At 48.0% G+C, this 725-nt stretch carries 1 pseudogene; it reads left to right on the top strand.

The window, feature by feature from the left end:
- Positions 1-711, top strand: a pseudogene (locus KIV40_RS28705) (KamA family radical SAM protein); the annotation flags it as partial.
- Positions 712-725 lie beyond the last annotated feature (14 nt).

The raw sequence follows: 725 nt of genomic DNA, 5'->3' as shown, positions 1-725 counted from the left end.
TCATGAGGGCTACTCTGCGGATCCATTAGAAGAGCAAGATAATGCGATTCCGGGACTGCTGCATAAATACAAGAACCGCGCGTTAATGATCGTCAAGGGTGGCTGCGCGGTAAACTGCCGTTACTGCTTTCGTCGCCACTTTCCTTATCAGGACAACAAGGGCTCTAAATCGGTTTGGCAGACCACTCTTGATTACGTGGCTCAGCACCCTGAAATAAACGAGGTGTTACTCTCTGGTGGTGACCCGTTGATGGCCAAAGACAGCGAACTCGATTGGTTGATTAAGGCGATCGAGTCCATTCCTCATATCAAGACAGTCCGTATCCACAGCCGCTTACCAGTGGTGATCCCTGCACGCATTACGGAGGAGCTGTGCCAAACGCTCAGCAACACTCGTCTTAATGTCGTTGTGGTAAACCATATCAATCACTTACCCTACTCAACCAAGGCGTGATGCTGAAAGGCGTGAATAATTGCGTTAACTCTTGGAAAAATCTAAGTGAAAGTCTATTCGATGCCGGTGTTTTACCTTACTATATGCATGTACTTGATAAGGTACAGGGCGCGGCGCATTTTTACATTTCCGATCAGGAAGCCAAACAGCATATGCAAGGCTTGATGTCTGAGGTTTCTGGGTATCTCGTCCCTAAACTGACTCGTGAAATTGGCGGCCGCAGCAGCAAGACACCACTCGATCTCCACTTAGAATAAGACGTTACCGAAAT

Source organism: Vibrio sp. D173a (genome assembly GCF_030248475.1).
Note: the sequence above shows the minus strand (reverse complement) of the source record. Positions and strands in the feature narration are given on the sequence as shown.